Source organism: Clostridium thermobutyricum (genome assembly GCF_000371465.1).
GTDB lineage: Bacteria > Bacillota > Clostridia > Clostridiales > Clostridiaceae > Clostridium > Clostridium thermobutyricum.
This window is the reverse complement of the sequence record NZ_KB850958.1, coordinates 93,364-113,096: the sequence shown is the minus strand read 5'-3', so window position 1 is coordinate 113,096 and position 19,733 is coordinate 93,364. Positions and strand designations below refer to the sequence as shown.

The 19,733-nt window shown below is 25.9% G+C and carries 15 protein-coding genes; all 15 read left to right on the top strand.

Features of this window, described 5'->3' with window-relative positions; all coding sequences use genetic code 11:
• Nucleotides 1-185: 185 nt before the first annotated feature.
• Nucleotides 186-1,247, top strand: coding sequence for an exonuclease domain-containing protein (locus HMPREF1092_RS14150; protein ID WP_002599350.1), 1,062 nt, complete (start codon nucleotides 186-188; stop codon nucleotides 1,245-1,247).
• A gap of 399 nt (nucleotides 1,248-1,646) precedes the next feature.
• Nucleotides 1,647-2,846 (top strand): sugar ABC transporter substrate-binding protein, encoded by a 1,200-nt coding sequence (locus HMPREF1092_RS14145; RefSeq protein ID WP_002599349.1) that lies wholly within the window; start codon nucleotides 1,647-1,649, stop codon nucleotides 2,844-2,846.
• An 83-nt stretch (nucleotides 2,847-2,929) separates the two neighbouring features.
• Nucleotides 2,930-3,877, top strand: coding sequence for a carbohydrate ABC transporter permease (locus HMPREF1092_RS14140; RefSeq protein ID WP_002599348.1), 948 nt, complete (start codon nucleotides 2,930-2,932; stop codon nucleotides 3,875-3,877).
• A 2-nt stretch (nucleotides 3,878-3,879) separates the two neighbouring features.
• Entirely contained in the window at nucleotides 3,880-4,743 is an 864-nt protein-coding gene (locus HMPREF1092_RS14135; RefSeq protein WP_002599347.1) for a sugar ABC transporter permease, read from the top strand.
• Nucleotides 4,744-4,791: 48 nt separating this feature from the next.
• Nucleotides 4,792-5,907: an ABC transporter ATP-binding protein gene (locus tag HMPREF1092_RS14130; protein WP_002599346.1), complete on the top strand. Its 1,116-nt coding sequence runs from the start codon at nucleotides 4,792-4,794 to the stop codon at nucleotides 5,905-5,907.
• A 129-nt stretch (nucleotides 5,908-6,036) separates the two neighbouring features.
• A complete protein-coding gene (locus HMPREF1092_RS14125; RefSeq protein WP_002599345.1) occupies nucleotides 6,037-7,050 on the top strand; it encodes a LacI family DNA-binding transcriptional regulator in 1,014 nt (337 codons plus the stop codon).
• Nucleotides 7,051-7,119: 69 nt separating this feature from the next.
• A complete protein-coding gene (malQ, locus tag HMPREF1092_RS14120; protein ID WP_002599344.1) occupies nucleotides 7,120-8,601 on the top strand; it encodes a 4-alpha-glucanotransferase in 1,482 nt (493 codons plus the stop codon).
• A 2-nt stretch (nucleotides 8,602-8,603) separates the two neighbouring features.
• The gene (locus HMPREF1092_RS14115) at nucleotides 8,604-10,961 is read left to right on the top strand and encodes a glycogen/starch/alpha-glucan phosphorylase (RefSeq protein ID WP_002599343.1); all 2,358 of its coding nucleotides are present in this window, start codon (nucleotides 8,604-8,606) and stop codon (nucleotides 10,959-10,961) included.
• 342 nt (nucleotides 10,962-11,303) lie between these two features.
• Complete coding sequence (locus tag HMPREF1092_RS14110; protein WP_002599342.1) at nucleotides 11,304-11,900, top strand: hypothetical protein; 597 nt, start codon at nucleotides 11,304-11,306, stop codon at nucleotides 11,898-11,900.
• 261 nt (nucleotides 11,901-12,161) lie between these two features.
• Complete coding sequence (locus HMPREF1092_RS14105; RefSeq protein WP_242830430.1) at nucleotides 12,162-13,118, top strand: helix-turn-helix transcriptional regulator; 957 nt, start codon at nucleotides 12,162-12,164, stop codon at nucleotides 13,116-13,118.
• A 126-nt stretch (nucleotides 13,119-13,244) separates the two neighbouring features.
• On the top strand, nucleotides 13,245-13,973 hold the full coding sequence (gene cas6, locus HMPREF1092_RS14100) for a CRISPR-associated endoribonuclease Cas6 (RefSeq protein ID WP_002599340.1): 729 nt from the start codon (nucleotides 13,245-13,247) through the stop codon (nucleotides 13,971-13,973).
• Nucleotides 13,974-13,987: 14 nt separating this feature from the next.
• On the top strand, nucleotides 13,988-15,673 hold the full coding sequence (gene cas8a1, locus HMPREF1092_RS14095) for a type I-B CRISPR-associated protein Cas8b1/Cst1 (protein ID WP_002599339.1): 1,686 nt from the start codon (nucleotides 13,988-13,990) through the stop codon (nucleotides 15,671-15,673).
• Nucleotides 15,663-16,541 (top strand): type I-B CRISPR-associated protein Cas7/Cst2/DevR, encoded by an 879-nt coding sequence (gene cas7i / locus HMPREF1092_RS14090; protein ID WP_002599338.1) that lies wholly within the window; start codon nucleotides 15,663-15,665, stop codon nucleotides 16,539-16,541. The genes cas8a1 and cas7i overlap by 11 nt, the downstream gene beginning before the upstream one ends.
• Nucleotides 16,542-16,550: 9 nt before the next feature.
• The gene (gene cas5 / locus HMPREF1092_RS14085) at nucleotides 16,551-17,288 is read left to right on the top strand and encodes a CRISPR-associated protein Cas5 (RefSeq protein ID WP_002599337.1); all 738 of its coding nucleotides are present in this window, start codon (nucleotides 16,551-16,553) and stop codon (nucleotides 17,286-17,288) included.
• Nucleotides 17,289-17,414: 126 nt separating this feature from the next.
• Nucleotides 17,415-19,700, top strand: a complete 2,286-nt coding sequence (locus tag HMPREF1092_RS14080; protein ID WP_002599336.1) for a CRISPR-associated helicase/endonuclease Cas3 — start codon at nucleotides 17,415-17,417, stop codon at nucleotides 19,698-19,700.
• The last annotated feature ends 33 nt before the right edge of the window (nucleotides 19,701-19,733 follow it).

Genomic DNA, 19,733 nt, shown 5'->3' with positions numbered 1-19,733 from the left:
AATTAATTTTTTTAATAAGATAGTCTTTTATTTAGTTAAATTGATAGGTATATGTATAGTTTGGTTAATAAAAAATTAATTTTTTTACTATTGATTAACAATATAATACAAATTACCATTATATTAAGAAAATTTTGTAAAAAAGGGGGTTAAAGTGAAATAATAGATTATTTCACTAAGTAATAATGCATAAGATAATTACTAAAAGATACATAAGAGAGATTGTCAAAAGAGACCTAGATAAAGTAAGTGAAGAATCGTTAAGACAAGTTCTTGAAATGAAAAATATTCCTTTTAATAGAAACTGTAGCAGAGAATCAATGATAGCAATGATTTTTCATCATAAGATTAATCTTTGGTATGTTTATTTAAAATCTAAACATGAATTTTTTGGGGTAAATGAACATGAGATTTTAAAAATTTTAGATGTAGATAAAATTATATTAGAAAAATTAGAAGCAGAAAAAATAATAAATATAGCATATTATAAAGATAAATATATTGATGGTGAACTTTTTAGAGAAAAATATTACTTATTAGAAGATATATATAATACCTCGAGAGAAAAAATTAATTCTTTCAAAAATAAAAATAAGTTAATTAGAAATGCAGTGAATGTGAGAGCAACTGAAAAAAAAGAAAATCATATTAAAAAAGCGCTTAAAAATAGACTTTTAGATGCTTATAAAAATTATGAATACTGGGAAGGGTTACTACTAGATGATAAGTATGTAATTGTATTTATACAAGCAACAGGAAGAAATCCTAAAATAGATGAAATATTAGATATTGGAATTATAGATACTAATGGAGTTATACTTTATAATTCAACTTTTAATATAAACAAAAGAATTAGTGATGATACTTATATGATAAAGGGTGTAGATAAGGAAATTTTAAATAATAGTCCAAGCTTTAAAGATAGTATTGAAGAAATTGCAAAAGTATTAGATGGAAGAGTAATTTTAAATTATAATTCTGAGTTTATAGATGAAATAATGAAAAATAATGGATATAATTATGAGATTAAAAGTGTATGTTTAATGAAATCATATATGAAATATATACATAGCAGGTATATAATAAGATTTAAGAGAGCTTTAAATATGCAAGGAATTAATCAAGATGAAAGAAAAACAAAAGCTTTAACTGGTTGTTTTGATACTTTACAATTGATAGAATCAGTAATAATGGAATGTAAAGAAAATATAGAAGAGCTTGAAAACAAGATAAGTAAAATATCATAGACTTAAATGAGAGTAAGATTATAGTCTTGCTCTTATTTTTTAGAATATAATAAAATTTGAACAAATTGAAAACGAAATAAAAAAGATATATTTTTATAAAAAAACTGTTAAATTAGCTAATTGCTAAGGATATTATACAATAAAAAATAAATAAAACACTTAATAAATATAAACAATTTTTTAATGTGGTAAATGGCACATTGTAAATGTTTACTTTAATTGCTATAATTCTAATTGGAAACGTTACCTAAATAAATTAATATTTAGATTTTTTTATGAAACAAGGGGAATAGTAAATTTTTAATAATTAAATTGAACTAATTTAAATAATAATTACTTCATTATGAAATCTAGATATTAAAAGCGTTCCACTAAAATAAAAGAGGGGGTCTTTTAAACATGGGTAAGAAAAAAATAATACCTATAATAATCGTTATTGCAATTATAGTTGTTGGTGTTGGATATTTCGCATTTGGGTCTAACAACAATAGCAAAACTTTAACTGTATGGTCTTATTTAACTAAACCAGAAGTTGAAGCATTACAACCAATAGCTGATAAATGGGGTGAAGAACACCACATGAAAGTTGAATTGGTTTATTCTCAACCAAATTTCCAAGAAGGTATGCAAGCAATGAAGAGTCCTTCAGGACCTGATGCTATCTTTGGTATTCCAAATGATAATATTGGTACTTTCGTTAAAGCCGGTCTTTTATCAGAACAACCAAAAGATTTAATCCCATCAGATAAATTCCATTCAGAAGCATTATTAAAAGCAGGTAATGTTGATGGAGTTCAATATGGTACTCCAATTGCTGAAGGAACTGTAGCTTTATTCTATAATAAAAAATTAGTTAAAGAAGTTCCAACAACTATGGAACAATTAGTTAAAGAAGCTAAAAAAGTTGGATTTGAATATCCAATTACTAACTTCTACTACTCATATGGATTTATAGCTGCTAATGGTGGTTATGTATTCAAAGATAATGATGGAAAACTTGATCTAAATGATATTGGACTTGCTAATGCTGGTGCAATAAAAGGATATGAATTCTTAAATTCATTAGTTAAAGATGGATTAATAAACTCAAGTGTAACTGCAAATATTGCTAAAGCTGACTTTGAAGCTGGAAAAGTTGGATTCTATATTTCAGGACCATGGGATGTTCCATCATTTAAATCTAATAAAGACTTAGATTTTGGTGTTGCTAAACTTCCAACTTTAGATGGAAAATCAATTCCAACATTCTCAACTGTTCAATTAGCTGTTGTTAATAAAAATTCTAAAAAAGCTGCAGATGCTTGGAGTTTAATTAAATACTTAGATGAAAATGGACAAAGTGTACTATTATCAGTTGGTAACAGAATTCCTGTATTAAAATCAGCTGATACTACAGAAGCTGCTAAAAATGATCCATATTTAAAAGCATTTGAAGCTCAAGCTAAAGTAGCTCAATATATGCCAAATATTCCAGAAATTCAAGCTATGTGGGAACCAGCAGGAAACAACTTACAATTATTAATTGAAGGAAAATTAACTCCTAAAGAAGCTGCTGATAACACAGTTAAACAAATGGAAGCTGGTATAAAACAACAATAATAAAGTAATTAAATTTAAATTAAATCTCCAAGCTTTTTTAAAGCTTGGAGAATTTAAAAAAATTATTAAAGGAGCAGATGGACATGAAGAAGGCTAAAGGGGACACTTTACTAATAAAACCAGTTAGAGAAAATGGACAAGCAGCTAAATATTTAGGTCCCGCATTAATTTCTATAACAATCTTATCATTATTACCTATACTTTATACAATATATATTTCTTTTACAAATTACACTATATATACACAAGGCTCAGCTAAATTTACTGGACTACATAATTATATAGAAGTTTTAACAGGTCCTTTTAGTAAAATATTTTTACCTGTATTTGGTTGGACAATAGTTTTTGCACTTGTTTCAACATTTGGATGTTTCTTTGTTGGATTAATACTTGCAATGCTATTAAATAACTCACACATGAAAGAAAAAGGATTTTATAAAGGATTATTAATAATACCATGGGCACTTCCAGCTACAATAGCAACTTTATCATGGCAAGGACTTTTAAATACAGCATATGGTGCTATTAATACACTTTTATTAAATCTACACATTATAAGTACTCCAATTCCATGGCTTACAAATCCAGAATGTGCAAGAGCGGCAGTACTTTTTGTAAACGTTTGGCTTGGATTTCCATTTATGATGTGTGTATGCTTAGGAGCTTTATCTTCAATTCCTAAAGTTTATTATGAAGCTGCAAGTATTGATGGAGCAAGTAGATTCACTCAATTTAGAAAAATAACTTTACCCGCACTTGCAAAAACTGCATATCCATTACTTATTTCAAGTTTCGCATTCAATTTTAATAACTTTAATACTATTTATCTAATCACAAAAGGACTTCCACCTAGAGTATCTACTCAATGGGCTGGTTATACAGATATACTAGCATCAAGTATTTATAAGTTAGCAGTTAATTTTGGCAAATATAATATAGGTGCAACACTAAGTGTACTTGTATTTATTATAGTAGGTACAATTTCATTTATTCAAATGAAAGCTTCAGGTCAATTTGAGGAGGTTGATTAAGGATGAGTAAAAAAGAAAAAACAGTTTACAAAGAAAAGCGAACTTCATATGAAACAAGAAGCTTATGGATTAGCAGAATAATAGTTTGGATATTTATTTTAGTTGTAATATTTCCAGTAATTTCAGTAATAGGTTCTTCACTTGCAAAAGGTCAAGTATTCGTACAAACAACACTTTTCCCAAGTCAAATAACTTTTGATAATTATATAAATGTAATTAAAAATACTAATTTCTTAATTTGGTTTAAAAATTCAATGATTATATGTATAATAGTTTCTTTAGTTCAATTAGGATTATCAATGACAGCAGCATTTGCTTTCTCTAAATTAAGATTCTCAGGTAGAAAATATGGATTAATGTTTCTTTTAATACTTCAAATGTTTCCAGGAATTATGACTATTCCAGCAATATTAAAATTTGCTTATAGTGCACAATTAATGGATCATATGTGGGCATATATACTTTTACTTTGTGGTGGTAGTGCATTTAATATTTGGCTTTTAAAAGGTTATATGGATGGAATTCCAAATGAACTTATTGAGGCTGCAAAAGTTGATGGAGCTTCAACATGGGATATATTCTCAAAAATATTACTTCCACTTTCAAGAAATATGGCAGTAGTAATATTCTTATTCACTTTCATTTCAACATATAGTGAATATGTATTTGCATCAGCATTATTAAAATCACCATCACATTATACAATTACAACAGGATTACAAAGTTTTATAACTAATAACTTCTCAGCTAACTGGACTCAATACTCAGCAGCTGCAGTTATGGCATCGATTCCACTTGTAATAATGTTTGCATTTAGTCAAAAGTATATAGCAGAAGGACTTATTGCAGGTTCAGTAAAAGGATAAAATTAAGACAGTTATTAAAAAAGCATTATACCTTAGGAGGTTACAATTATGGCAGGATTAAGTTTAAAAAATATATGTAAAATTTATAGTAATGGATATGAAGCAGTAAAAGATTTTAATTTAGAAATAGAGGACAAAGAATTTATAGTTTTTGTAGGGCCATCAGGATGTGGTAAAACTACTACTTTAAGAATGATTGCAGGTCTAGAACAAATAAGTAAAGGTGAGCTTTGGATTGGAGATAAACAAGTAAATGATGCTCTTCCAAAGGATAGAGATATAGCAATGGTATTTCAAAACTATGCATTATATCCTCATATGAGTGTTTATGATAATATGGCATTTGGATTAAAACTTAGAAAGGTGCCAAAAGAAGAAATTGATAAAAAAGTTAAAGAGGCAGCTAAAATACTTGATATTGAACATCTTTTAGATAGAAAGCCAAAAGCACTTTCAGGAGGACAAAGACAGAGGGTTGCAATGGGAAGAGCTATTGTAAGAAATCCAAAAGTATTCTTAATGGATGAGCCATTATCAAACCTTGATGCAAAATTAAGAGGTCAAATGAGAATAGAAATTTCTAAACTTCACAGAGATTTAAATACAACATTTATATATGTAACACATGACCAAACAGAAGCAATGACACTTGGAACAAGAATTGTTGTTATGAAAGATGGAGAAGTTCAACAAATAGCTAGTCCAAAAGAAATATATAATAATCCAGCAAATATGTTTGTTGCAGGATTTATAGGAAGTCCACAAATGAACTTTTTATATGGAGAATTAACTTCAAAAGAAAATAGTAAATTTATATCAGTTCAAGGTTCTAAGGAAGTTAAACTTTCTGATTGGCAAATTGAAAAAGTTAAAAACTTTGGAAGTAAAGATGGACAAGTTTTAGTTGGAATAAGACCAGAAAAAATACAATATGGAGATGAACACAATATTCCAAAGGACTCTTGTATAGAATTTAATGGAACACTAGACCTTATAGAAAATCTTGGTGGAGAAATTTGCCTTCATGTAACAATAGGTAAAAAAACAGTTGTCTTAAAGAAACATGGTGAAACTGAAATGATGGTTGGAGATAAAATAGATTTAAGAATAAATATAAATGATATTCATGTATTTGATGAAGAAAGTCAAGTAACTGTATTTTAAATAATCATTGTTTTAAGTAACATATATTTTAAATAAATGCTAAATCTTTAAGAAGACCTTTACAAAGAAATAGTTTAACTATAAGCTAGTAATAAGAGCTTTTATTAATAACAAAGAGGTAGTAAAGATATGAACATAAAAGATATAGCTAAAATGGCCAATGTTGGTGTTGGAACTGTTTCGAGGGTTTTAAATAACCATCCAAATGTAAAAGAATCAACTAGAAAAAAAGTTATGGATGTAATAAATGAAATAAATTATATTCCAAATAATAGTGCAAGAAATTTAAAACAAACAAAAAATAACTCTAGAGCTATTGGAGTATTAATAAGAGGGGTATTTAATCCATTTTTCTCTCAAATGGTAGATACTATAAATAAAAAGATAACAGAGGCTGGTTATACCATGATACTTAGACAAAATGACTATGCAAGATCTGGAGATGATGAAGTTCGTAATCTTATAGCACTAGGAAAGGAAATAAGGCTTCAGGGACTTATTTACCTTGGGTGTAATATTGATGAGATTAATGAGGAAACTTTTAAAGACATAAATGAACCTCTTGTATTAATATCAGGAAGTAAGAGTTATAAAAAAGATAAAGTTAATAATTTTTCATCTGTTGGAATAAACCAAATAGATTCAGCAAAAATGGCTGTGGATCATTTAATAAAAAAAGGTTGCAAAAAAATTGCGATAATTCTTGGTACAAAAGATGAATCAATTATTGATAAACAAAGATTTAAAGGATATAAAAAAATATTATCAGAAAATAAAATAGAGTTTAATGAGGATTTAATTGCATATGGGGAATATACTTCACTAGGTGCTTATGAGCAAACTAAGAGAATATTAAGTACAAATAATGATGTAGATGGTGTTTTCTGTACATCAGATATAATGGCAATTGGAGCAACAAAGGCAATTTTTGATTTAGGATTAAAGGTTGGAAAAGATGTTTCTATTGTAGGATTTGATGGAATGGACATGGTTAAGTTTTATAATCCAAGTATTACTACTGTAGTTCAGCCAAGAGATGAAATGGCGAGCTTGGGAGTTGATATTTTAGTAGACTTAATTAAAAACAAAAGTGAACATAAGCATATAGAATTAAAAACAGAACTTTTTGAAGGGGATTCTTAAAAATAACTGTCTTAGATATAGAGGTTTACATCTCTATACTCTAAGATGAAGTTTGCAGGGGGAAAGAATATGAAAAAGAGAAGTAGTGGAATATTAATGCATATATCATCACTTAACAATAATTTTGGAATCGGTTCATTTGGTGATGAAGCATATGAATTTGTAGATTTTCTAGTAGAAAGTGGACAAAAGTATTGGCAGATACTACCTTTAGGACACACAAGCTATGGGGATTCTCCCTATCAATGTTTTTCAGCTTTTGCAGGAAATCCTCATTTTATAAATTTTTCAATATTAAAAGATAAAAAATTATTAAAAGAGGAAGATTTTAAAGATGTAGATTTTGGTTCTAATGAAGAAATAATAGATTATGGAAAAATTTTTGAAAATAGAAAACCAATTTTATATAAAGCATATGAAAATTTTAAATTAAATAAAGCTAGAGATTATGATGACTTTATAGAGAAAAATAGGTTTTGGTTAAAAGATTATGCAGAATATATGGCAATAAAAGATAATCAAAATTTAGTGGCTTGGACTGAATGGCCAGAAAAACTAAGATTACGAGATGAGGAAACTTTAAATAAATATAGAGAAAAATTAAAAGATGAAATAGAATTTTATTATTTTATTCAATATGAGTTTTTTGAACAATGGACAAGCTTAAAAGATTATGCAAATTCAAATGGAATAAGTATAATAGGAGATTTGCCAATATATGTTGCTGGAGATAGTGCAGATATGTGGGTTAATCCAGAAATGTTTAAAGTTAATGAAGATATGAGAGCCAAATTCGTAGCAGGGTGTCCACCAGATTGTTTTGCAAAAACTGGTCAGCTTTGGGGAAATCCAATTTATGATTGGGATAAGATGGAGAAAGACGGATTTAAGTGGTGGGTAACTAGAATAAAGGAAAGTTTAAAGCTTTATGATGTTATAAGACTTGACCACTTTATAGGGTTTAATAGTTTTTGGCAAATACCAGCTGAGGATGAAACAGCTGAAAATGGAAAATGGATTAAAGGTCCTGGATTAAAACTTTTTGATGAAATAAAAAAAGAGCTTGGAGAAGTCAATATTATTGCAGAGGATTTAGGAGCTGTAACAGAAGAATTTTTAAAATTTAAGGAGAAAACAGGATTTCCAGGAATGAAAGTAATTCAATTTTCTTTTGGAGAAGGAGATTCTGAAAGCTTACCACATAATGCAGAGAAAAACTCAGTTTCTTATGTTGGAACTCATGATAATGAAACAGCTAAAGGTTGGTATTTAAATAATTTGGAAACTGATGAAGGAATTAAAGCTAAAGATTATTTAGATATAAGAGAAGGAGATAACATAGGATTTAAATTTATAAGAGGAAATATGTCATCTCATAGCAATATAGCAATAATGACAATGCAAGATATTTTAAACTTAGATAATAAAGCTAGAATGAACACACCTTCAACTCTAGGAGGAAATTGGTGCTGGAGAATTAAAAAGGGAGCATTAACAAAAGAACTTGCAGAAAAAATTTACCATTTAACAAAATTATATGGGAGAGTGTAAAAATGAAAGAGCTAATTAAAGAAGGTTTAAAAAGACAATTAAAAATAAAATATGGAACAGATATTGAACATGCAAATAAAGGTGAAATATTTAGTAGCCTTTCAACAGCTTTAATGGAAACTATAATAGATGATTGGAATAACACAACAGATATTTATAGAGAAAGAAAACAAGCATTTTATTTATCTGCTGAATATTTAATGGGAAGAGCACTTGGAAACAATCTTATAAGCCTTAAGTTATATGATGAAGTGAAAGAGCTTTTAGAAGAGTTAAATGTAGATTTAAATGCTATTGAGGAAGCAGAAGAAGATGCTGCACTTGGTAATGGTGGACTTGGAAGACTTGCAGCTTGTTTTATGGATTCAGCAGCAACTATGGAAATTCCACTAAGAGGTTATGGAATAAGATATTCAAATGGATTATTTAAACAAAACTTTAAAAATGGATTTCAATATGAAACAGCTGATAATTGGTTAACTTATGGAGATCCATGGAGTATAAGACGTGAAAAAGAAAAGGTTATAGTACATTTTAATGGAATGGATGTTTATGCAGTTCCTTATGATACACCAATTATAGGATATGATAGCAAGAATATAAATACATTAAGACTTTGGAAATGTGAGCCAATAGAAAGCTTTGATTTTAATGTTTTTAATTCAGGTAGATTTGATGATTCTGTATTATTAAAAAATAAAGCAGAACATATTTCAAGAGTTCTTTATCCAAATGATGATACAAGAGAAGGAAAATTATTAAGACTTAAACAACAATATTTCTTAGTAAGTGCTTCAATTCAAGATATAATAAAAGAATTTGAGAATCTTCATGGTACTGATTATAGTGAACTTCCTAAATATGTTGCAATTCAATTAAATGACACTCACCCAGTTTTAGGAATACCAGAGCTTATAAGAATTTTAGTTGATGAAAAGCAAGTAAAAATAGATAAAGCAATAGAAATTGCAGAAAAGATTTTTGCATATACAAATCATACAATATTAGCTGAAGCATTAGAAAAATGGAATGTAGAATTTATAGAAGAATTATTCCCAAGAATTTTAGAAATCATAGAAGAAATTGATTTAAGATTTATAAAAGAATTAGTTGAAAAAGGATATTCTAAAGAAGAAATAAATGAGTTTAGAATAATAAATGATAAACAAGTGAGAATGGCAAACTTAGCTATTCACATAGGATTTGCTGTAAATGGAGTTGCTAAGCTTCATACAGATATATTAAAAGACATAGAACTTCATAATTGGTATGAGCTTTACCCTGATAAATTCCAAAACAAAACAAATGGAATTACACCAAGAAGATGGATAAGACTTTGTAATAAAGAGTTATCAAGCTTTATAACAGAGCTTATAGGAGATGAATCTTGGGTTAAAGATTTAAGTAAACTTAAAACTTTAGAAAAGTATGCTGATGATAAAAAAGTTCTTGATAGATTTATGATTATAAAGAAAGAAAAGAAGGTTCAATTAGCTAAATATATTAAAGAAACTAGTGGAATTGATATAAATCCAGATTCTTTATTTGATATACAAGTAAAAAGGCTTCATGAATATAAGAGACAATTATTAAACACATTATATGTTTTAGACCTTTATTACAGAATAAAAGAAAATCCAAGCTTAGATATTCCTAAAATAACATTTATTTATGGGGCAAAAGCGTTCCCAGGGTATAGAAGAGCAAAAGCAATAATTAAATTTACAAATGATGTAGCAAATCTTATAGATAATGACCCAGTTGTTAAAGATAAGATAAAGGTTGTATTTGTAGAAAATTATAGAGTTTCATATGCAGAAAAATTGTTCCCAGCAGCTGATATATCAAAACAAATCTCAACAGCAGGAAAAGAAGCTTCAGGAACAGGAAATATGAAATTCATGCTAAATGGAGCACCTACTTTTGGAACAATGGATGGAGCAAATGTTGAAATTGTAAGAGAAAGTGGAGAAGAAAACAACTTTATCTTTGGATTAACAGTTGAAGAGATAGAAAATATAAGAGGAAAATACAGCTCAAAAGAATATTATGAAAAAAATAAAGATATTAAGAGAGTTGTAGATTCATTAATAGATGGAACATTTAATGATGAAGGAACAGGATTTTACAAAGAGCTTTATAAATCATTAATTGAAGAAAATGATCAATACCTTTTACTTGCTGATTTTGAAGCATTTAAATTAGCAGAAGAAAGAGTATTTAAAGCTTATAAAGATAGCGAAAAATGGGCTAAAATGTGCTTTATGAATACTTGTAATGCGGGAATATTCTCATCAGACAGAACTATTCTTGAATATGCAAAAGACATTTGGAGCATTAAGCCTATTCAAAATAAATAAAATTAATTGCAAAAACTCACTTTCATTTGAGGGTTATTTGGGTTTTGAGAATGAGATAATATAAAGTAAATCTATACAAAAATAGTTCTCTAGAAATAGAGAACTATTTTTTATTATTTAAATAATAAAGTATCTAAATTATAAATTTTCTTTATATTTAATAATATTTAAAATATTTGGCTTTATATGTATGATAATATGTATAAAAAAGAATCTTTTATTAAGATATTTAATAAATGGATTACATGATATAAAATTCAATAAATAAAAAGAAATTTTATTTATTGAACAGTTATTATTACAATTTAAATATTTATAAAATTTACAGTGGAGGTAAAATAGATGAAAAAAATCGGTATAATTATAATAGTTTTAATTTGTTTAGGTTCACTAGGATATGTTACATATGAATATTTAAGTTCAAATGTTAAATCATCTATAGCAAGCAGTAATAATTATTTAGCAACTGGGAATTATAAAAAAGCTGTGGAAGCAATGCAAGATGTATTTGCTATAACAAGTTCTCAAAGACAAGCTATTGAAAATCAAGAAATAGTATTAAGGAATTATGATAATATAGCTATACAATTAAATGGTGCAATAAATTATGCAAATAATGAACAATATGGGCCAGCACTAGAAATATTAAATACATTGCATACAGATAATAAGTATTTAAATAATAAAATACAAAACATTACAGAGCTTTGTAATAGCAGCTATCCTTTTCAAATATATGAAAAGGGAGAAAAAGCTTTAGAATATGGAAACTTATATGAAGCAGATAAATATTTAGAGCAAGAAGAGGAACTATATCCTAATAGCCAATTTGCACAAGCTCTTACTTATGATACAACTCATAATACACCTAGAAGTTATAGTAACCTTAATATTCAAATACAACAAAGAAGTTATACATTGGCTAATGTTGAGGAGTAGAGAAGAGAATATTTTAATAAAAATAGTTACCTGAAATTGGGTAGCTATTTTTATTTGTATAGTGTTTATATAATTATATTATTTTAGATTAACTATGATGAAAAAATCAGGATATTTAAGGTCCTGATTTTTTTATTTAAAAAAATAAGAAAAATAAAGTTAAAATTAGAATAAAAATTGTAATTTAAAATTATTATAAAAAATATATTTGAAATAAATGTAAAAAAAGGTAAAATAAAATTAAACCCCGCATAATTAATTATGAAAAGAGGAATTGCAATGAGTGATATATCAAATTGCTTAATGATGTTAGTTAACTTAAGTAGTAATAGGTTAATAAGTAAAAAAGAGTTTGCAGAAAAATTAGGTGTATCAGAAAGACAAGTAAGTAGATATAAAAATAAGTTATCAGAAATATTTAATATAGAATCTGTACCAGGACCAAAAGGAGGATATAGGATAGTAGATAAATGTCTTCCAGTAAAAGAATTACTTACAGAAGATGAAATAATGCTTTTAAAATTAAAATTATTTAGTATTGACGCTGGAGAAGATACAAAATTAAAAAATGCTATAGATAAAATAAATTATTCTATTTTAAATAATGAAAAAGAAGAAAGTAGAATTCAATTTATGCCATATTCAAGAATAAAACCACAAAGTGATGAATTTAAGAATATGCAAAATGAGATATACTCAGCAATAATAAATTCAAATGAATTATCTATAGAATATGAAGATAATAATGGTAAAAAATCTAAAAGGGATGTACAACCATATAAATTTTTTTCATATAAAGGAGAAACATATTTAATTGCAAATTGCTTATTAAGGAATGAAATAAGATTTTTTAAGTTAGTAAGAATTAAATGGTGTTTTGTTAAAACTATAAAATTTGAAAAGACTATAGATGTGGACAAGCTAATTAAAGAATATGAAAAAAATAATATAGGAATATTTTGTGGTGAAGACATAAATATAAGACTTAAAATTTATCATCCAATAGCAAATACAGTAAAAGAAAGGATTTGGGTTGATAATCAAGTTATATATGAAAGTGAAGATGGAAATATAATTTTTGAAGCTAAGATGAAAAAAGCTCCTGAACTACTCTCATGGATTTTAAGTATGATAAATTCTGTTGAAATTTTAGAACCAAAAGAATTAAGAGAAGAAATAAAAGAAATTTTAGAAAAAAATCTAAAAAAATTAAAATAAAAAATAATTAGAACCTGTTTATGTCATCATTATACTTTAATATAAAGTCAATGAGACATAAATATTTATCTTTGAAAGGTGGAGGTGAATTTTTAGTAAAGGAAATAACTTTTACTAGAGAATAAAATGAAATTTAAATTTTTTATAAGTGCAGATAAGATTCCTAGAAATAGTAATTTTATGTTTGTAAGTTTATTAAAAAAAACAATAGAATTAGGTGATAAAAGTTTATTTAATGATTTATATTTTTGGAACTCTAAAAAAAATAAAAAAATAAAACCATTTTGCTTTTCTATATTTTTAAACAATTTTAAGATAGAAGAAAAAATAATAGAAACTGTTGGTGGAGTTGAATTAACAGTTAGTACGCCAGATTATAATTTAGGAATTGCAATATATAATGGAGTTTTAAAATTAAAAGAGTTCAAGTATAAAGATTTTAAAATTTCTATTGATAGAGTAGTTTTATTGAAAGAAAAAGAAGCAAAAAATGGATTTATACCTTGTAAAACTTTATCGCCTATATACATACGTGATAGAGATAATAATCCAATAGCCATTGAAGATGAAGATTTTGAAAAAGAATTAAACTATATTTCTAATAAATTTTTAGAAGTTTATAGAGGATATGGTTTAAATAAACATTTAAAATTTATAAATGTAGCTATGAGAAAAAAAGTTGTTAAAGAGGAAATAGAAGGATTTAAAGAAAATACAAATAAAGATATTATGTATGTTAATTGTTATCATGGGTTATTTAATTTAGAGGGTGATATAGAGGATTTAAATGTGCTTTTAAAATCAGGACTTGGATTTAGAAGATCTGAAGGATATGGATTATTTGAAATTATATAAAAGGAGGTGTAACTTTGGGAACTATAAGAATTGAAAAAGGAGATTGGCTTAAAAATGCAGGAATAATAGGACTTATAAAAGTTCTAGAAGTAAACACATTTATAGATGAAGATAAAGATTACATTGAATTTGATGAAGAGTGTTTAGAAGATTTTGAAGAAGATTATTTTAGATTAATGATAGATACTCATAAAGAAAGATTATCTATATCAAAAATAATCGCTTATGAATCTTTATTAGATAGAATAAAAACATCTAAATTAACTAAAGAATTAATAAGTGAAATAAATAAAGCTATTGAGTATATAAAGCCTAAAATTACTTCAAATAGTTATAAAAATGGATATTTGATAATAGAAAATGATTTTGATATTTTAGGAAAAGCTAAAGAGTTATCAAAAATAAAGCTAACTAAAAAAGAGGAAAAAAGTGATATAGAAGAAATTAAAAGAGGCGAAGTTTTAAAACAAGCTAACTTGTTAGGAGAAATAATTGATTTCTTTTCAGATGAAGAAGTTTTTAGAATAATAGCAGCTAAAAATGTTATGTATGATATAATTCAACCATTTTGGACTAATGTAAGCTTATTACTAAAGACTAATAATAAAGAGGATATGTATAAGCTTTATAAAGAAGATTTTATAAATCCTGTTTTAAAATATAACTCAGTTAATAAAGAAAAATATAAATATAATTGCTTTATTTGTGATAATAAGATTTCAAAGCTTGGAAAACCAGATTCATATGAATTAACTTGGCTAGTAAAAACAGGAGTAGATTCTAGTAGAAAATCATCTCATTTTTGGAATTTGAATTCTGATGCATATATATGTCCTATATGTAATTTAGTTTATTCATGTGTTCCATTAGGATTTAACATAATGTATGGACAAGGAATTTTTATAAACAAAAATTCAAGTTTAGAGAGCCTTAAGCAAGTTAATGTAACTAGAGACTTCTATGATTCAGATAAATTTGAAGAAATGGAGAATAAAAGTTATCTAAATATAGTTAATTATATGAAAAATCAATCAGTAGAAAATATAAAAGAAGAATTTGAAAATATACAGGTTATAAAATTTGATTCAAGTAATTCTTCTAGACCATATACTTTTAATATGTTATCTAAAGAAGTTATGTGGATTATGTATTCACATAGAAAAAACTTAGAAAATCTTATAAAAGTTACGGTTAAAGTTACAGATAAATATTATATAAACGTATACAATGAAGTTGTGAAAAGGCTATTTAATGGAAGTAATATGTTTGATTTAATACATCAATTATTAATTTTATATCTAAATGGAAGTTTTAAAGGAATTTATAGCATAGAAAGAATTTTAAATATAAATAACTCAGTTTTATATATGAAAGGAGTAAAAGATATGAATTTAACTGAAAGTAGTAAGTATAAGAATTATGGGTTAAAGCTTAGAGAAGCTTATAAAGATAAGTCGTCAGAATCAAAGTTACAAGGAATAACTTATAGACTTTTAAATGCACTTAAAACAAAAGATACAGGAAAATTTATGGATACACTTATAAATTCTTATATGTATGTAAGAAAAGAAATACCTACAGATTTTATAAAAGCATTGGGATATAATGACAGACTTTCTAGTGTAGGATATGCATTTATTATTGGTTTACAAGGAATAGAAGTTAAAAATGAAGGAGGAGAAAATAATAATGGAAAATAAGGGATTAACAGCAACATTTATATTTGAGGCAGAAAGTGCTAACTATGGTGAAGGGGTTGGAAATGTAACTTCACTTAAAAAGATAACTAGAGATGGTGGAAGAGCTTATTCTTATATATCAAGACAAGCTTTAAGATACGATATAGTTAATCAAATGGAAGAATATAAAACAAAATTAGATTTAGATGGTGAAGTTCTACAATTTCATCCTGATGCAAAAATTGATGAATATGCAGAAATAGATTTGTTTGGATATATGAAAACAAAAAAGCCAGTTAAAACAAGAGCAGCAGTGGTTAGATTATCAAATGCGATTGCACTTGAAACATTTAATGCGGATATTGATTTTTTAACAAATAAAGGTCTTTTAGACAGATATAATGAAACAGCTGATAAGAAAAAAGAAGGGGGAAACATAGCTCAAAGTGAAATTCACAAATCTTATTATGCATATACAATTGCTATAGATTTAGATAAGGTTGGAATTGATGAAAATGATAATATAGAAATTCCAAATGAAGAAAAAAGTAATAGAATAAAAAATTTATTAAAGACATTAAAATTTTTGTATAGAGATATAAAAGGAAGAAGAGAAAATTTATCTCCTATATTTGCAATTGGTGGAGTTTATGATGTTAAAAATCCTTTCTTTGAAAATCGAGTACAGTCATTTAACAATAGCTTAAATATAGATGCTATTAAATCAGTACTTTCCTTAGATGAAGAGATAAAAGAAAATACTATAGTTGGGTTAAATGAAGGAATATTTAATAATAATGACCAAATAAAAGAAGAACTAAATGCAAAAGAAATAGGAGAATTCTTTAAACTTTTAGAAGGTAAAGTAGAAGAATACTATAGTAAGTAGGTGATTAACTTGGAAAAGAAAAAAGCTATAAGGCTTGAAATTTATCAAAATCTAGTTAACTATAAAAAGCCAGCAAGCTTTCAATTAAAGGAAAGTTATCCACTTCCAGCTCCATCTACAGTTATAGGAATGATTCATTTTGCATGTGGATTTAAAGAATATAAATCTATGGATGTATCAATATCAGGTGAATATAAGTCAAAAGTTTATGATTTATATACAAGGTATGAATTTGCAGGTTCAACTTTTGAAAAAGATAGACACCAATTAAAACTTGATAGTAAAGAGAAGGGGAAAAGTTATGGTGTTACAAGAGGAGTATCTACTACAGAATTATTAGTAGATGTAAATTTAATAATACATGTAATTCCAGAAGATGAAGAACTTTTAGAAACTATATTAAATTCTTTTAGAAAGCCAAAGGAATATATATCACTTGGAAGAAGAGAAGATTTAATTTTAATAAAGAATGCTGAGATAGTTTACTTAGAAGAAGTTCATAGGTTAGATGAAAATATAAAATTTAAAGGAAATTATTATATTCCAATAGAAGAAGATTATTTTGAAAATGTTATAAGCACGACTTACAATTTAAATAAAATTTATGAAAAGAAAAAAATTAAAAAAGATGTAGAAATAAGAACATGGAGCAAAGTTAAAGTTGCCTACTGCAATGGTCAAAAAAATAATATAGTTAAAGAAAAGATATTAGTTGATGAACTTAATAGTCCAGTATTTTTTATATAGAATTTCAGAGGGTAGAATATCTATCCTCTAAAATTTTAAATAATTATCTATAAAAAGGATTAGATCTTAAATAGAAAAATTAAAAGTACATATTTTTAAAATGATTTACTAAGAGGAGTGTTTTAATTGGAAAATAAATTTTTAGCAAAAACATATAAAAAAGAAACAATAATTGAACATACAAGAAAACTTGTAGATAATTTTTATTTATTAAAAAAGATTTATCCTAAAATAGATGTTAACTGGGAACTTTTATATTTAGCTTGTTTGTATCATGATTTAGGAAAAATGAATTCTAAATTTCAAAATAAAATAATGAATAAATTAAATGAGGAAATAGGAGAAAAAAGATTTGAAGATATTAAATCAGAAATTGAAGATATAGAAGAAATTCCTCATGGATATATAAGTCCTGCTTTTTTAAATATAGAAAAATTAAAAGAAAAATTTTCAAATGAAGAAATAAGAATTCTTAAAGAAATCATTTATTATCATCATAATAGAGAAAAATTAAATGAAAATAGAATGAGAGATTTAATAAAAGTAGTAGAAAAAGATGTTAAAAAATATATTAATGATTTTGAATTTTATGATATAGGTAAAATAGAAAAATTAGATACGTCATATATAATTGAAATGCAAACTAGAATCTTAAATTCAGATAAATATAAAAAGAATGAAGAAATATGTAAAAACCTCATAATATTAAAAGGTCTTTTAAATAAAATAGATTTTGCAGCAAGTAGTGAGACAAAAGTAGAAATAGAACCAAGTGATATGTGTATGTTAGTTAAAAAATCTTTAGAGCAATATAATGGATTTAATAAATTACAACTTTATATGGAAGAAAATAATGATAAAAATCTTATAATAACAGCTTCAACAGGAATAGGAAAAACAGAAGGTGCATTAGCTTGGATAGGAAAAGAAAAAGGATTTTTTACACTTCCATTAAAGGTTTCTATAAATGCTATATATGACAGAATTATAGATGAGAAAAAGATAGGATGTAAAAAAGAAAAAGTAGCACTTTTACATTCAGATACAGCTTCAGAATATTTAAAGAGAGATTTAAAAAATGAACTTGATGAAAGGTATTTAAATCATACAAAACAACTTAGTATGCCTATAACGGTTTGTACAGTAGATCAATTAATAAGCTTTATATTTAAATATGAAGGGTTTGAACTTAAACAAGCAACATTATCTTATTCTAAGATAGTAATAGATGAAATTCAAATGTATTCAAGTAGTCTTGTAGCATACCTTTTAATAGCAATAAAAGAGATTGTAAAGGTTGGAGGAAAGTTTTGCATAGTAACAGCAACTTTTCCACCTATATTTGAGTATTTTCTTAATATGTTAGGAGTTAAAGAAAATAAACACTATTTAAAACCAAAAGAACCATTTTTAAAAGAAATAGATGGAAGTCCAATGCTTAGACATAAAATAAAGGTTTATGAAACAGAATTAGATATAGAAAAAATAATAAAAGATAAAAGAAAGAAAAAGCTTGTAATAGTAAATACAATAAAAAAAGCTCAAGAAATTTATGATAAGTTAAAAGAGAAAAATATAAATAATGTGAATTTATTTCATGCAAGGTTTATAAAAGAGGATAGAAGTAAAAAAGAAAGAGATATTTTTGAACATGGAAAATTAGATAATGGGTTTGAAGGAATTTGGATAACAACACAAGTAGTAGAAGCAAGTATAGATATAGACTTTGATGTGTTATTTACAGAGCTTTCAGATATATCAGGACTTCTTCAAAGGATGGGCAGAGCTTATAGAAATAGACCTTTATATACAAATGAAGCAAATATAAATGTATTTGTAGGAAATGAAAATATTTTCCCATCAGGTGTATCTAAAAAGGGAGGAATAATAGATAGGACAATATTTAATGAATCAAGAAAATGTATTTTAAAATATGATAACGTAGAACTTAATGAATTTGAAAAAATGAAAATGGTAGAAGAGGTTTATAGTGTAAAAAGTCTTAAAAAATCTGATTATTATAAAGAAATAAAAAATACTATAAGTGCTTTTAGAAATGTTGAAGCTTATGATTTAAAGAAGAATGAGCAAAAGCTTAGAGATATTTTATCTGTAACTGTAATTCCAGAACAAGTTTATAAAGATAATGAAAAAGAAATAAATTTAAAAATAGAAAAGTTACAAACTTTAAAGAATAGAGAAGAAAAACTAAAAATAAAAGATGAATTAATGCAAAAAACAGTTTCTATATCAGAAACGAGTTTTAAAAATATAGTGAAAAAAGATGTAGTTATAAAAAAAGAAATAAATAAATTTGAAGAACTATATATTATCCCTTGTGATTATAGTATAGAAAAAGGTGTAGAATTTAGAAAAGATTTAAGTGAATTTAATGAGGAACAATTTTTATAAAATAAAAAATGGGCACCGATTATGTCATCTATT

What these genes read in the sequence shown, in the direction of transcription:
- HMPREF1092_RS14135 (WP_002599347.1), top strand. Translation starts at nt 3,880, where the DNA reads ATGAGTAAAAAAGAAAAAACAGTTTACAAAGAAAAGCGAACTTCATAT.
- HMPREF1092_RS14145 (WP_002599349.1), top strand. Translation starts at nt 1,647, where the DNA reads ATGGGTAAGAAAAAAATAATACCTATAATAATCGTTATTGCAATTATA.
- HMPREF1092_RS14110 (WP_002599342.1), top strand. Translation starts at nt 11,304, where the DNA reads ATGAAAAAAATCGGTATAATTATAATAGTTTTAATTTGTTTAGGTTCA.
- HMPREF1092_RS14115 (WP_002599343.1), top strand. Translation starts at nt 8,604, where the DNA reads ATGAAAGAGCTAATTAAAGAAGGTTTAAAAAGACAATTAAAAATAAAA.
- HMPREF1092_RS14125 (WP_002599345.1), top strand. Translation starts at nt 6,037, where the DNA reads ATGAACATAAAAGATATAGCTAAAATGGCCAATGTTGGTGTTGGAACT.
- HMPREF1092_RS14105 (WP_242830430.1), top strand. Translation starts at nt 12,162, where the DNA reads ATGAAAAGAGGAATTGCAATGAGTGATATATCAAATTGCTTAATGATG.
- HMPREF1092_RS14150 (WP_002599350.1), top strand. Translation starts at nt 186, where the DNA reads ATGCATAAGATAATTACTAAAAGATACATAAGAGAGATTGTCAAAAGA.
- cas6 (WP_002599340.1), top strand. Translation starts at nt 13,245, where the DNA reads ATGAAATTTAAATTTTTTATAAGTGCAGATAAGATTCCTAGAAATAGT.
- HMPREF1092_RS14140 (WP_002599348.1), top strand. Translation starts at nt 2,930, where the DNA reads ATGAAGAAGGCTAAAGGGGACACTTTACTAATAAAACCAGTTAGAGAA.
- cas7i (WP_002599338.1), top strand. Translation starts at nt 15,663, where the DNA reads ATGGAAAATAAGGGATTAACAGCAACATTTATATTTGAGGCAGAAAGT.
- HMPREF1092_RS14130 (WP_002599346.1), top strand. Translation starts at nt 4,792, where the DNA reads ATGGCAGGATTAAGTTTAAAAAATATATGTAAAATTTATAGTAATGGA.
- malQ (WP_002599344.1), top strand. Translation starts at nt 7,120, where the DNA reads ATGAAAAAGAGAAGTAGTGGAATATTAATGCATATATCATCACTTAAC.